Raw genomic sequence first — 12307 nt, forward strand, 5'->3', positions numbered from 1 at the left:
ACAAGGACCTAGTGAGGGGGACATATACGCATGTTGGAATTTGATATCGACCACGACCAGCTTGCCACGATCAAGGTTATCGGCGTGGGCGGCGGCGGAAGCAATGCGGTCAACCGGATGATTGAATCCGGTATCCAGGGCGTTGAATTTATTACGGTGAATACCGATGCGCAGGCGTTGAACCTTGCCAAATCCGAGACGAAGCTGAAGATCGGGGAGAAGCTGACCCGGGGCTTGGGCGCAGGTGCGAATCCGGATGTGGGCAAGAAGGCGGCCGAGGAATCCCGGGAGATGCTGATCCAGCAGCTGAAGGGCTCGGACCTGGTGTTCGTCACCGCCGGTATGGGCGGCGGCACCGGTACCGGAGCGGCTCCGGTCATCGCGGAGATCGCCAAGGAATGCGGCGCGCTGACCGTAGGCGTCGTAACCCGCCCGTTCACCTTCGAAGGGCGCAAGCGCGCCATGCAGGCGGAGCAGGGGATCGCCGCACTGAAGGAAAAGGTAGACACGCTGATCGTCATTCCGAATGACCGGCTGCTCGAGATCATCGATAAGAAGACGCCGATGGTGGAGGCGTTCCGCGTGGCGGACAACGTGCTTCTCCAAGGTGTGCAGGGCATATCCGACTTGATCATGGTACCGGGTCTCATCAACCTGGACTTCGCCGACGTGAAGACCATCATGTCCGAGCGCGGCTCCGCTCTGATGGGGATCGGAACCGGCACCGGCGAGAACCGTGCCGCAGACGCGGCACGCAAGGCAATCCAGAGCCCGCTGTTGGAGACCTCCATCGAGGGTGCCCGCGGCGTCATCATGAACATTACGGGCGGCATCAACATGAGCCTGTACGAGGTCAACGAAGCGGCGGAGATTGTCATCGCGGCATCCGACCCGGAAGTGAACGTCATCTTCGGTGCTATCATCGACGAGAACCTGAAGGAAGAGATCAAGGTTACCGTTATCGCCACCGGCTTCGAACACAAGGCCGGAAGCTCCATCCCGCAGCGCAGACCGTCCGCACAACCGCAGCAGCAGCATCAAGAGCCTGCGGATAACCGGACCTCGGGCATCCGTCCCTTCGGCACCCAGCCGGCGGGAGATCAATTGGATATCCCGACCTTCCTGCGCAACCGTCCGAGAAACTAAGCTCCAGCCTACACAAAGCTCCGCCAGCGGTGCATCCGCGGCGGAGCTTTTCTGTTTGTCTGTTCGACAAAAAAACTGGCTGACAGGCAACACGTTTAGACAGACAATAGAGGTTTCGGGGCGTATACTGAGTTCATGCGTCCAACCTTGACGGCCCGGCATCCACATTATCGAGAAGAACGGGGGGACGTGCGGCAAGCGATGATCTACGCGGACTTGATGTTTCTGGTCAACTTTCTGGTGGACGGGGCTCTGCTCCTGGCTACCGCCTGGACGAGAAAGCTGAAGGTCCGGCCGTGGCGGATCGCCTCGGCAGCGGCTCTCGGCTCCTTGTATGTGATGGCGCTGCTGGTGCCCGAGTGGGCAGGGCTGTTCAGCTTCGCCGCCAAGCTGTTGGTATCCATTCTCATGATGCTGATTGCATTCGGCTTCGGCCGGGTCCAAGCCTTCCTACGGAATCTGGCGGCCTTCTATCTCATCGCCTTCGCAGTGGCCGGCGGAATCTTCGGGATCTATTATTATTTCCTGCCGTCCGGTCAATTGGCCTCGGAGCTGTGGACCGGGATCTTCAGCTGGACCATTGGCTACGGCCTTATTTTCGGAGCGTTCTTGTTTATGATCTGGTTCTACTTTCAAGTGTTCCACGGCTCCAAGCAAAAAGAAGCCATCGCAGCGCATATGGCGGAGGTCCAGGTTCGGGTCGGCGAGACCGGAGTCAGCTGCACGGGGCTGGTGGATACGGGCAATCAGCTGTATGACCCGCTCACCAAGACGCCCGTCATGATCATGGAGGCGGCCTTGTGGAAGGAAGTGCTGCCCGAGCGATGGCTGAAGAAGATCCAGACCTCGGATGCGGATCAGATCGTGTCGGCTATGGGCGGCGAGGATTTCATCTGGCAGGACCGGCTCCGTATCGTACCCTACCGGGGCGTCAACCGGGGCACGCAATTTATGCTGGCGATCAAGCCGGATGCTGTCCGGGTGAAGCTTCCGGATAAGGAATGGGAGACGGGCAAGGTGCTGATCGGCTTTGACGGAGGGACCTTATCGTCGGACGGTTCGTATCATGCCATAATCCATCCTATGCTCCTGCAGGACTAAATAGTAGGTCTGACCACGAGAAACACGAACAGCTTTCGGGAGGTACCTGGCATGCTCGTAAAATGGCGGCTGACGCTGCAAATCTATTACTACAAGCTCCTCATGTTGCTGCGGCTCAAAAGCGACGAGATCTACTATATCGGAGGCAGCGAGGCCCTTCCGCCTCCTCTCACGAGGGAGGAAGAGGAATTCCTGCTGTCGAAGCTCTCGTCCGGCGACTCCGCGATCCGGGCCATGCTCATCGAGCGCAATCTCCGGTTGGTCGTCTACATCGCCCGCAAATTCGAGAATACGGGCATCAACATCGAGGACCTGGTTTCGATCGGTGCCATCGGCCTGATCAAAGCGGTGAACACCTTCGATCCCGAGAAAAAAATCAAGCTGGCCACCTATGCATCCCGCTGCATCGAGAACGAGATTCTCATGTATCTGCGTCGCAATAGCAAGATCCGGACCGAGGTTTCCTTCGACGAGCCTCTGAACATCGATTGGGACGGCAACGAGCTCCTTCTGTCGGATGTGCTGGGAACGGAAAATGACACGATCTACCGCAATATCGAGGAGCAGGTGGACCGGAAGCTGCTGCACAAGGCGCTCGACAAGCTTACGGAACGGGAGCGGGTCATTATGGAGCTCCGCTTCGGGCTGACGGACGGAGAGGAGAAGACCCAGAAGGACGTGGCGGATATGCTGGGTATCTCGCAGAGCTACATCTCCCGTCTGGAGAAGCGGATCATCAAGCGTCTCCGCAAGGAATTCAATAAGATGGTTTAAACAGAAGCGCCCATTCCATCCGGAAGGGCGCTGTTTTTTATGGACACAGACCGTGTCAGCCCGCGGTGGGATCATCTGCAGCCAACCGGCCAACGCATAAAAAAGCCACCGGAGGAGATAATGTACAGTAATGTTGCTCCTTGGGAGGTAATCACGGTGACCCGAAACAAAGTCGAGATTTGCGGCGTCGATACGGCCAAGCTGCCCGTTCTGACCAATGCGGAAATGCGCGAGCTGTTCGTCCAGCTGCAGGAAAAAAACGACCGTTCCGCCAGAGAAAAGCTGGTAAACGGCAATCTTCGCCTGGTGCTGTCCGTCATCCAGCGCTTTAACAACAGAGGCGAGTTCGTCGACGATTTGTTCCAGGTGGGCTGCATTGGCTTGATGAAGGCCATTGATAATTTTGACCTCGGCCAGAACGTGAAGTTTTCCACCTACGCCGTACCGATGATCATCGGGGAAATCAGAAGGTACTTGCGGGACAACAACCCCATCCGGGTCTCCCGTTCGCTGCGCGACATCGCCTACAAAGCCCTGCAGGTTCGCGACAGTCTGACGAATAAAAATTCACGGGAGCCCACCATCTTCGAAATCTCGGAGGCGCTCAATGTGCCTAAGGAGGACGTGGTCTTCGCGCTGGACGCCATTCAGGACCCCGTATCCCTGTTCGAGCCCATCTACCACGACGGCGGGGACCCGATCTACGTGATGGACCAGATCAGCGACGACAAGAACAAGGACGTATCCTGGATCGAGGGCATTGCCCTCCGGGAGGGCATGCGGAAGCTGAATGACCGGGAGAAGATGATCCTCTCCATGCGGTTCTTCGAGGGCAAGACGCAGATGGAAGTGGCGGACGAAATCGGCATTTCCCAAGCCCAGGTCTCCCGTCTGGAGAAATCGGCGATTTCCCAGATGCAGAAGCATGTGAAATCATAAGTTTCCCCATATCGGAACCCGGGCGGCGGCCCCGGGTTCTTTTTTTGCGGCAAGGGACATTTTGGGCGCCTGATTCATATAATGGGTAGTAATACATGGCCGTGCTGCGGCCTGACCCATCCTGAAGGAATCGTGGTGATGTACGGCGATGAAGATTTCGGATTTTCAATCCAAGGATGTCATCAATATCGTCGACGGCAAAAAGCTGGGACAGATCAGCGATCTGGAGCTGGATTTGCGTCAGGGGCGCATCGAGTCCATCGTCGTTCCGGCCGGAGGAAGGATCTTCGGGTTCTGGGGGGGAGGAACCGATGTGGTCATTCCCTGGCGGAACATCGTGAAGATCGGGATGGACGTGGTGCTGGTGAAGCTGGACGATACCCGGGCTTACCGGGAGGAGAACGAAGGCGAGCGGGACCGTGACCGCGTGCGTGAACGGGAGTATGCCCGCAATGATTACCGGGACCGGTGAAGGGTTCCGGTATTTTTTTGTTCCGCTGTCCCGCACGATTTGCCGCTTTTTGTGCTATGATGAAGAATATTTTCCATACGATATCAGAGGAGGCAGCGGCTGATGGAGCCTTTCATTCGCAAACAACGGGACGGAGCGCCCGAATTATATGTGCTGGATGCATGGATGAACGCCTTCCAGGGACTGACGGCGGGCTTCACGGGCCGCAATGGAGGGGTGAGTCGTGCCCCGTATCATACGCTGAATCTGGGGCTTCACGTGGATGACGATCCTGCAGCGGTGGTGGAGAACCGCCGGCTGCTAGCGGAGGAGGTCGGAATTCCGCTGGACCGCTGGACGTACGGCGAGCAGGTGCACGGCTGTGAGGTTCAAGTGGTGGATCGAACACAGAGCGGCCGGGGAACCCTCTCCCGGGAGGATGCGTTCCAGGCCAAGGATGCCTTCATCACGGCGGATCAAGGGATTGTGATGGCCGGATTGTTCGCGGATTGCGTTCCGCTTTACTTCGTGGATCCGGTGAAGCGAGCGGCGGGCTTGGCCCATGCAGGCTGGAAAGGGACGGTGCTCCGGGTGGCGGAGGGGACGGTCCGTGCCATGACGGACCGGTTCGGCACCGACCCGAAGGATCTGTATGCCGCCATCGGACCCTCTGTCGGCCCCTGCTGCTACGAGGTGGATGACCGGATCATCGATCGGGTCCGGACGGAAGCCGGCAAGGAGGGAGAGCCCTACTTCAGCCCGGCGGCGGAAGCGGGCAAATATAGGCTCAACTTGAAAGAAATCAACCGACAAATTATGATAGAAGCAGGAATTTTGCCTAATCGTATCGAAATGACTACGTTGTGCACCGGCTGCAGCCTTTCATCCTTCTTTTCCCACCGTGCCGAGAACGGGCGGACCGGGAGAATGGCGGCTTGGATCGGTTGGAAACAGGAGCCGACGGTGACGTAAGAAGTTCGCGGTTCGGCTCGGCCGGACTCGAAGCTTCGATAACGCTGTCCCGGATGGACAGAAGGGCATCGTTATTCCAGGAGAGGTGAACGGGTTTGACGCTGGAGAGCAGATTGGAAGGAATCCGCGCCCGGATCGAAGCGGCTTGCCGGCGGTCTGGACGGAAGCCGGAAGACATCACGATTATCGCCGTAACGAAATACACCACCTTGGAGGTGGCGGAGGAAGCGCTGGCGGCGGGACTTACACATATCGGCGAGAACCGGTGGCAGGATGTGAAGCCCAAGTGGGAGGCCATCGGAGACAGGGCGGTTTGGCATTTTATCGGAAGTCTTCAGACGAACAAGGTGAAGGATGTCATCGGCAAGTTCGATTACATCCACTCGGTGGACAGGCTTGCCTTAGCCGAGGAGCTGGAGAAGAAGGCAGCGGCAAGAGAGCTGTCCGTGAACGTATTCCTGCAGGTCAACGTATCGGGAGAGGAATCCAAGCACGGGATGGAGCCCGAGGAGCTGGAGGAGTTCGTCGGCCGGATGGGAGAGTTCCCCCATCTTCGGATGGCGGGACTTATGACGATGGCGCCTTACGACGCCGACAGCGAAGCGGCACGGCCCGTCTTCCGGAAGCTCCGGGAACTCCGTGACGGGATCAATGCGAAGGGGCTCCTGCCTTATGAGATCAAGGACTTGTCCATGGGCATGTCCGGGGATTTTGAGACTGCGATTGAAGAAGGAGCGACGTACATACGACTGGGAACCGTTCTCGTCAGCGGCTAAGGCTGACATGAAAACCGGAAAAAGGAGGCATCATAATTATGGGTGTCATGAACCGCATTATGAATTTCATCGGGCTTCAAGAAGAGGAAGAGGTCATCGAGCGCGAGCGAGTATTAGAGCCGGCGGAAGAAGTTGAAACCGGACCGGCGGATATCCGTAAGAATAAGGGGAATATCGTAAGCATCCATTCCCAGAAGAATATGAAGGTCATCATCTGCGAGCCGCGCCAATACGATGAGACTCAGGAGATTCAGGAGATTGCGGACCATCTGCGCTCCCGCCGGTCCGTCGTAGTTAACCTGCACAAGGCGCGTCCGGACCAAGGCCTCCGCATAGTGGACTTCTTGAGCGGAACGGTATATGCTTTAAATGGAACGATCTCCCGGGTCGGACCGAACATATTCCTATGCACCCCCGACACGGTGGATATCCAAGGCGGAATCAGCGATTTTACGGTGTCGGAGGAATAACAACCAACCGAGGTGAAGATGTTGATCGACGGAATTATTGACTACATTCAGACTATTTACTACTTCATGATTATTGCGTATGTCTTTATGTCCTGGCTGCCTAATGTCAGGGAGAGCTTCGTCGGAGAGCTGCTCGGCAAGCTGGTCGAGCCGTATCTCTATCCGTTCCGCAAGCTCATTCCTCCGATCGGCGGCATGCTCGACATCTCTCCTATCGTGGCCCTGATTGCGCTTACCTTTGTGGCCGAAGGCGTGAAGTGGGTATTGAATTTGATCCTTAAGCCTTTCGGTTTTTAACGGAGGGCTTTTCTCATGGACAAGGAATTTTACTCCCACTTCCAAGACGACGAAAAAGCATTTGTGGACAAGGCCTGGGATTGGATCCGCCGCGCGGAGGACCACAGCATGAAGCGGACGGATTTCCTGGATCCCCGGCAGTGCCACATCATCACCACCCTGGCCAACCGGGCGGAGGTCCGGTTGCGGCTGGACGGAGGTCATCCGGACGCGGAGCGGAAACGGGCCGTGATCACCCCCGACTATCGGGATCCCGAGGAGGAGGACATCGGCATCCGGGTGCTCTCCGTCACCTCGCCCGACGGGAAGCTGGCGGAGCTGGAGCACGGAGATTTCCTGGGCGCCATCCTGGGGCTCGGCATCAAGCGGGATAAGGTCGGTGATGTGCACATCCACAGCGGCGGCTGCCACATCCTGGTGGCGGCGGAAATCGCCGATTATTTCACCATGAATCTGAACCAGGTCCACCGCGTCAGTGTGAGCACTGAGCTTCTGCCCCCGGACAAGCTGATCCTCTCCTCATTGAAGCTGGAGGAGATGACGCTGTCCGTGGCTTCGCTGCGGATGGACGGAATCGTCAGCGATGTCTGGAGGCTCTCCCGGGCGAAGGTGCTGGTTCCCATCAAGGCGGGCCGGTGCCGGTTGAACTGGAAGGTGGAGGAGGACCCCAGCGCTCCTCTGAAGGACGGGGATGTCGTGTCTCTCCAAGGTTTCGGCCGGTTCAAGGTACTGGAGGTCGAAGGAATGACCAAAAAGGGACGGATGAGGGTCCGAATAGGCAAATATGTGTAGAATTCGAGGCTTCCGGAAGGAATTCCGGACCTTTTGTCGAATAGATGGGGATATCAGGAACTCATTGTGGAGGTGCAGCAATGCCATTAACGCCGCTCGACATACATAACAAGGAATTCCGGCGTTCCATGCGCGGGTATAACGAGGATGAAGTCAACGAATTTCTGGACCAGGTCATTAAGGATTACGAGGCGCTGATCCGGGAGAACAAGGATCTTCATAATCAGATCCAGTCCCTTCAGGAGCGTCTGGACCACTTCACTAATATTGAAGAGACGCTGTCCAAGACCATCATCGTCGCCCAAGAAGCAGCCGATGAAGTGAAGGGCAATTCGAAGAAGGAAGCTCAATTGATTATCCGCGAGGCCGAGAAGAATGCGGACCGGATCATCAACGAGTCGCTGGTGAAGTCCGGCAAGATTGCGCTGGAGATTGAGGAGCTGAAGAAGCAGGCTTCCATCTACCGGACCCGCTTCCGGACGCTTCTTGAAGCTCAGCTTGAGCTTCTGAAGTCCGATAGCTGGGACACGCTGGAGGGACGCAGCGAGCAAGAGCGCAAGTCCATTGACTCTGCTCTCTAGAATTGGTATAATACACTATCTCATACTGCAACAACGATGACTGGAACAAGTACGACGGTCCCTTCGGACTCAGCGAGTTAGGGAGTGGTGGAAGCCTAACGTCCGGACCCGGCGGAATATCCTCCAGGAGTATCTCCTGAACGCGGTTCGCCGCCAGTATGGAGCATCGGCTGATCCCGTTACCGATCGTTCGAGTGAAGACGCATGGCCCATCGGGATCGTGTGCTTTATGAGGGTGGTACCGCGAGAAGATTGAACCTCTCGTCCCTTAGGGGACGGGAGGTTTTTGCTGTTTTCAAGAAGAAGCCCGTGCAGATCAAGGGCCAACCGAAGAAGAGGAGTGCGAGGATAACATGGATTACGGCAAAACGCTCAATTTACCCCAGACGGACTTCCCCATGCGGGGCAACCTGCCTCAGGCAGAGCCCAAGGTTCAAGCCTGGTGGGAAGAGATCGACATCTATGGCAAGGTGCAGGCGAAGAACAAAGGCAAGCCCAAGTTCATTCTGCATGACGGCCCTCCGTATGCTAACGGTGACATTCACATCGGCCACGCGCTGAACAAGATTCTGAAGGACATCATCGTCCGCTACAAGTCCATGACCGGCTTCGATGCTCCGTATGTGCCCGGATGGGACACACACGGACTTCCGATCGAGCAGGCCATCACCAACAGCGGCAAGGTGGACCGGAAGCAAATGGGCGTGCCGGAATTCCGCGAATACTGCAAAGCGTACGCTCTGGAATGGGTCGACCGCCAGAGAACTCAGTTCAAGCGTCTCGCGGTCCGCGGCGACTGGAGCAACCCGTACATCACGCTCCAGCCGGAGTATGAGGCGGCCCAGATCCGCGTGTTCGGTGAGATGGTGCGCAAAGGGTATATCTATAAGGGCTTGAAGCCGGTCTATTGGTCTCCGTCCTCGGAGAGTGCCTTGGCGGAAGCAGAGATCGAGTATCAGGAGAAGACCTCCCCGTCCATCTATGTCGCCTTCCAGGTGAAGGACGGCAAGGGCAAGCTGCCGGAAGATGCGGCCATCGTCATCTGGACGACCACGCCGTGGACGCTGCCGGCCAACCTGGGCATCAGCCTGCATCCGGACTTCGATTATGTCCTGGTCGAAGCCGACGGGCGCAAGTTCGTATTGGCCGAGGGCCTGCTGGCTGCTGCCTCCAAGGAAATCGGCTGGAGCGAGTTCAAGGTGGCCGAGAAGTTCAAGGGCTCCGATCTGGAGCATGTGGTGTGCCGCCATCCGTTCTATGACCGGGATTCCCTGGTCATGACCGGCGAGCACGTGACGCTGGAAGCGGGCACCGGCTGCGTTCATACCGCTCCCGGACACGGGGAGGACGACTTCGCCATCGGCCAACGGTATGGGTTGGGCGTGCTGTCCCCGGTGGACGACCAAGGCAAGTTCACCTCCGAAGCGCCGGGCTTCGAAGGCGTCTATTACGAGAAAGCGAACGGCCCGATCCTGGAGATGCTGGAGCAGTCCGGCCATCTGCTGAAGAAGGGGACCATTACGCACCAATATCCCCACGACTGGCGGACGAAGAAGCCGGTCATGTACCGGGCCACCGAGCAGTGGTTCGCCTCCGTGGATAAATTCCGCCAGGAGATGCTGGACGAGATCAAGAAGATCAACTGGACTCCGGTATGGGGCGAGATCCGGCTGCACAACATGATCGCAGACCGGGGAGACTGGTGTATCTCCCGGCAGCGCGCCTGGGGTGTGCCGATTCCGATCTTCTACTGCCGCGCCTGCAACCACCCGCATGTGAACGAGGCGACGATTGACCAAGTCGCGACTATTTTTGCCAAGGAAGGGTCTAACGCCTGGTTCATCAAGGATGAGAAGGACCTCCTGCCGGCCGGCTCCGTCTGTCCGAAGTGCGGTCATGGAGATTTCCGCAAGGAGAAGGACATCATGGATGTCTGGTTCGATTCCGGTTCCAGCCATGCGGCGGTGCTCGAGCAGCGTCCCGAGCTCCAATGGCCGGCGGACCTGTACCTGGAGGGCTCGGACCAATACCGGGGCTGGTACAACTCCTCCCTGATCACAGGCACGGCCGTCAAGGGCCAAGCGCCGTACAAGGGCATTCTAAGCCACGGCTTCACACTGGACGGCGAAGGACGCAAGATGTCCAAGTCGCTCGGCAACACCATCGATCCGAACAAGGTCTGCGAGAAGCTGGGTGCGGATATTCTGCGCCTGTGGGTGGCTTCCACCGACTATCAGGCCGACCAGCGCATCTCGGACAACATCCTGAACCAGACCTCCGAGGTGTACCGGAAGATCCGCAACACCCTGCGCTTCCTGCTGGGCAACCTGACGGGCTTCAATCCCTCTACGGACCGGGTGGCCTTCAGCGCGATGAACGAGCTGGACCGTTACACCATGATCCGGATGCACCGGATGATCGACAAGGTGCGCTCCGCCTACGAAAAATACGAGTTCCACTATGTATATCAGGCCGTTCACCACTTCTGCGCCGTGGAGATGAGCGCCTTCTACCTGGATATCGCCAAGGACCGCCTCTATGCCAGCGCACCGGAGGAGGCGAAGCGCAAAGCCGCCCAAACGGTATTGTACGATTCCTTGCTGGCGATCACGAAGCTGATCACTCCCGTGCTGCCGCATACAGCGGATGAGATCTGGAAGCTGATCCCGGGAGCAAGCGAGCTGTCGGTTCAGCTGTCCGAGATGCCGGAAGCAGACACCTCCTTGTTCGATGAAGCGTTCGAGGAGCTGTGGGAGAAGCGGATCGAGCTCCGCGACGAGGTGTTCAAAGCTCTGGAGGACGCGCGGAACAAAAAGGTCATCGGCAACTCCCTGGGAGCTAAGGTTCTTCTCTATCCGGAGGCGGAAGCCGCGAAGATCTTGGAGGGAACGCCGGAGCTGGATCAGCTCTTGATCGTATCCCAGGCAGAGCTTGTATCGGGTCAGCCTGCACCGGCAGAAGCTATGGAGCTGCGAGGCTTGAAGGTGCTGGTCGTTCCGGCGGACGGCGAGAAGTGCGAGCGCTGCTGGATCGTCACTCCGGAGGTCGGTACGGTGGAGGAGCATCCATCTCTCTGCTGCCGCTGCAGCAGTGTCGTCGGACCGGCGGCCGCCGCAGAATAACAATCCGCACAACGAAGAGACCGGGAGAACCCCGCGGACGAGAGGAGTCCGCCACGGGTTTTCCCGGCATGTGTGTGAAGATGACCGGCTTCAGGTCAGGTAACCCTCCTCTTCGTCATAGTGAATCTCCGGCTCGAAGAGGGGTTCGCCTTCCTTCTTGTCCATGTATTCCTTGTACTGCTTGTTCCGCACCACGGTAACCTGCTGCCCGTACATATCCGTGGCCAAGAAGCTCTCGAAGGCTTCCACGTAGCCATCGTTCTCGTCGGCCTCGATCTCCATATCGTTGTAATCGGTGATCTGAGGGTCCTCGGCCATGGCCGGAGAATTAGAGGTGCCCCAGCTCTCGACGATCTGCCAGGCATCCTCGCCGTCGAACTGGTTGAAGTCATGGCGCTCGTCCAAGCTGGTCCGTCCGAATGGAGGCGCCAGAAAATCCTCCTCGGCGGGGCGTTTCTCGGAAACCGTCTGGTTGGGGGCATGTTCCACGCAGAATTCTGCTGTCGGCAAAGCCTCCATCCGCGGGGCGGGAATGGGATTGCCGCAGGCTTTGCAGATGCCGTAAGTGCCGGCCTCGATGTCGGACAGGGCCCGGTTCACGTCGGTCAGGTGATGCTCGGCGTTCTCCGCCAGCGCAATGTCCTTGGCCCGCTCGAACATCTCCGTGCCCAGATCCGCCGGATGATTGTCATAGGCGGAGAGTTCTCCGGTTTCACGGAGCATCGAGTCGGTCAATCCGAAATTGGCATGATCGTCCATGCGTTGCTCCAATAATGCCTTTTCTTCCAATAGCCGCTTGCGGAGCCTCTTGATCTGCTTGGAAGTCACTTTGATGGCCATAAGATATGATCGCTCCCTTCAGATTGCCTTGCTTCTATTGTGCCTT

Annotated in this window: 13 protein-coding genes and 1 other annotated feature; of the genes, 12 read left to right on the top strand and 1 reads right to left on the bottom strand. The window is 57.8% G+C overall.

Annotated features, from left to right (window positions below):
• Window positions 1-30 precede the first annotated feature (30 nt).
• From ftsZ to ileS, 12 genes are all read left to right on the top strand, one after another.
• Complete coding sequence (ftsZ, locus tag ACSEXW_RS11685) at window positions 31-1146, top strand: cell division protein FtsZ (protein ID WP_438446320.1); 1116 nt, start codon at window positions 31-33, stop codon at window positions 1144-1146.
• A 189-nt stretch (window positions 1147-1335) separates the two neighbouring features.
• Window positions 1336-2247, top strand: a complete 912-nt coding sequence (gene spoIIGA, locus ACSEXW_RS11690) for a sigma-E processing peptidase SpoIIGA (protein ID WP_438446321.1) — start codon at window positions 1336-1338, stop codon at window positions 2245-2247.
• A gap of 51 nt (window positions 2248-2298) precedes the next feature.
• Window positions 2299-3021 (top strand): RNA polymerase sporulation sigma factor SigE, encoded by a 723-nt coding sequence (sigE, locus tag ACSEXW_RS11695; protein WP_438446322.1) that lies wholly within the window; start codon window positions 2299-2301, stop codon window positions 3019-3021.
• Between the two features lie 156 nt (window positions 3022-3177).
• Window positions 3178-3960: an RNA polymerase sporulation sigma factor SigG gene (gene sigG, locus ACSEXW_RS11700; RefSeq protein ID WP_438446323.1), complete on the top strand. Its 783-nt coding sequence runs from the start codon at window positions 3178-3180 to the stop codon at window positions 3958-3960.
• Between the two features lie 148 nt (window positions 3961-4108).
• Complete coding sequence (locus ACSEXW_RS11705) at window positions 4109-4432, top strand: YlmC/YmxH family sporulation protein (RefSeq protein ID WP_438446324.1); 324 nt, start codon at window positions 4109-4111, stop codon at window positions 4430-4432.
• Window positions 4433-4534: 102 nt separating this feature from the next.
• Window positions 4535-5383 carry a peptidoglycan editing factor PgeF gene (pgeF, locus tag ACSEXW_RS11710; RefSeq protein ID WP_438446325.1) on the top strand — a complete coding sequence of 283 codons (849 nt, stop codon included), beginning with the start codon at window positions 4535-4537 and terminating at the stop codon, window positions 5381-5383.
• Between the two features lie 95 nt (window positions 5384-5478).
• Entirely contained in the window at window positions 5479-6159 is a 681-nt protein-coding gene (locus tag ACSEXW_RS11715) for a YggS family pyridoxal phosphate-dependent enzyme (RefSeq protein WP_438446326.1), read from the top strand.
• A 38-nt stretch (window positions 6160-6197) separates the two neighbouring features.
• Entirely contained in the window at window positions 6198-6629 is a 432-nt protein-coding gene (locus ACSEXW_RS11720; RefSeq protein ID WP_438446327.1) for a cell division protein SepF, read from the top strand.
• 18 nt (window positions 6630-6647) lie between these two features.
• Window positions 6648-6926 carry a YggT family protein gene (locus ACSEXW_RS11725; RefSeq protein ID WP_438446328.1) on the top strand — a complete coding sequence of 93 codons (279 nt, stop codon included), beginning with the start codon at window positions 6648-6650 and terminating at the stop codon, window positions 6924-6926.
• Between the two features lie 15 nt (window positions 6927-6941).
• Entirely contained in the window at window positions 6942-7718 is a 777-nt protein-coding gene (locus ACSEXW_RS11730) for a YlmH family RNA-binding protein (RefSeq protein ID WP_438446329.1), read from the top strand.
• Window positions 7719-7798: 80 nt separating this feature from the next.
• On the top strand, window positions 7799-8299 hold the full coding sequence (locus ACSEXW_RS11735) for a DivIVA domain-containing protein (RefSeq protein WP_438446330.1): 501 nt from the start codon (window positions 7799-7801) through the stop codon (window positions 8297-8299).
• A 27-nt stretch (window positions 8300-8326) separates the two neighbouring features.
• Window positions 8327-8571 (top strand) — a binding site (T-box leader).
• An 81-nt stretch (window positions 8572-8652) separates the two neighbouring features.
• Window positions 8653-11421, top strand: coding sequence for an isoleucine--tRNA ligase (gene ileS / locus ACSEXW_RS11740; RefSeq protein ID WP_438446331.1), 2769 nt, complete (start codon window positions 8653-8655; stop codon window positions 11419-11421).
• Window positions 11422-11511: 90 nt separating this feature from the next.
• On the opposite strand, the gene ACSEXW_RS11745 is transcribed toward ileS, so the two are convergent.
• Window positions 11512-12261: a TraR/DksA C4-type zinc finger protein gene (locus tag ACSEXW_RS11745; RefSeq protein WP_438446332.1), complete on the bottom strand. Its 750-nt coding sequence runs from the start codon at window positions 12259-12261 to the stop codon at window positions 11512-11514.
• Window positions 12262-12307 lie beyond the last annotated feature (46 nt).

This window comes from Oryzibacillus soli (assembly GCF_051594765.1).
Lineage (GTDB): Bacteria > Bacillota > Bacilli > Paenibacillales > NBRC-103111 > Paenibacillus_AR.

Excerpts from the sequence above, each read along its gene's own strand:
- ACSEXW_RS11730 (WP_438446329.1), top strand. The coding sequence starts at position 6,942 with ATGGACAAGGAATTTTACTCCCACTTCCAAGACGACGAAAAAGCATTT.
- ACSEXW_RS11725 (WP_438446328.1), top strand. The coding sequence starts at position 6,648 with ATGTTGATCGACGGAATTATTGACTACATTCAGACTATTTACTACTTC.
- ileS (WP_438446331.1), top strand. The coding sequence starts at position 8,653 with ATGGATTACGGCAAAACGCTCAATTTACCCCAGACGGACTTCCCCATG.
- ACSEXW_RS11705 (WP_438446324.1), top strand. The coding sequence starts at position 4,109 with ATGAAGATTTCGGATTTTCAATCCAAGGATGTCATCAATATCGTCGAC.
- ACSEXW_RS11735 (WP_438446330.1), top strand. The coding sequence starts at position 7,799 with ATGCCATTAACGCCGCTCGACATACATAACAAGGAATTCCGGCGTTCC.
- sigE (WP_438446322.1), top strand. The coding sequence starts at position 2,299 with ATGCTCGTAAAATGGCGGCTGACGCTGCAAATCTATTACTACAAGCTC.
- ACSEXW_RS11720 (WP_438446327.1), top strand. The coding sequence starts at position 6,198 with ATGGGTGTCATGAACCGCATTATGAATTTCATCGGGCTTCAAGAAGAG.
- ACSEXW_RS11745 (WP_438446332.1), bottom strand. The coding sequence starts at position 12,261 with ATGGCCATCAAAGTGACTTCCAAGCAGATCAAGAGGCTCCGCAAGCGG.
- pgeF (WP_438446325.1), top strand. The coding sequence starts at position 4,535 with ATGGAGCCTTTCATTCGCAAACAACGGGACGGAGCGCCCGAATTATAT.
- ftsZ (WP_438446320.1), top strand. The coding sequence starts at position 31 with ATGTTGGAATTTGATATCGACCACGACCAGCTTGCCACGATCAAGGTT.